This window comes from Microvirga sp. KLBC 81, assembly GCF_003075415.1.
GTDB lineage: Bacteria > Pseudomonadota > Alphaproteobacteria > Rhizobiales > Beijerinckiaceae > Microvirga.
Window position 1 is genome coordinate 1 of sequence record NZ_QDAH01000287.1, and the last position, 854, is coordinate 854.

General features: G+C 64.8%; 1 pseudogene. It reads right to left on the reverse strand.

Going from position 1 to position 854, the window contains the following annotated elements:
• Window positions 1–94 precede the first annotated feature (94 nt).
• Window positions 95–810: pseudogene (locus DC522_RS33805) on the reverse strand (IS5 family transposase); the annotation flags it as partial.
• Window positions 811–854 lie beyond the last annotated feature (44 nt).

Below are 854 nucleotides of genomic sequence, written 5' to 3' on the forward strand. Positions count from 1 at the left end.
CTTAGAGCATCTAACAAAACCGCTTGCATTGATTGAAGCAGATGAGTGCGCATCCGAGTGTCGTGAAGGCCAAGTGGATGTCCTCACGACGTTCATAGCGAATGGTGAGGCGGCGAAAGCGGCTGAGCCACGCCAATGTGCGCTCGACGACCCATCGATACCTTCCTAACCGCTCGCTGGTGTCGACGCCCCGGCGCGCAATCCGCGGCACAATGGAGCGCCGGCGGCATGCGATGCGGCAAGGCTGATGGTCATAAGCCTTGTCAGCATGAAGTTTCGTTGGCCTGCGTCGGGGATGGCCTCGCCCATGGCGCACCGGCGGCACCGCATCGAGCGTGGGTCCGAGCATTAGACTGTCATGGCGGTTGGCGCCACTCAGGCTCAGGCCGAGCGGCGTGCCTGCCCGGTCGACCACAATATGGCGCTTCGTGCCCGGTTTGCCGCGATCCGTCGGGTTCGGGCCGGTTGCTGCGCCCCCTTTTTGGCGGCAATCGCCGAGGAGTCGAGCGCGGCTCGGCTCCAGTCGAGTTGGTCGGCATCCGCCAGGCGCTCGAGCAGGGTGCGATGCAGGCGGGCCCAAACGCCAGCGACGTGCCAATCGCGCAGCCGCCGCCAGCACGTCATGCCTGAGCAGCCGATCTCGGAGGGCAACATCTCCCACGGAATGCCGGAGCGCAGGACAAAAATGATCCCGGCCAGCGCCGCCCGATCATCGACCCGCGGCCGCCCGCCCTTGGGCTTGGCAGGCTCCGGCGGCAGGAGCGGCTCAATCGCCGCCCAGAGAGCATCAGAAACAAGAGGTTTGGCCATGCCAAACCAACGCGCTCACCCCGGTTTTGTTAGGCACTCTTAGT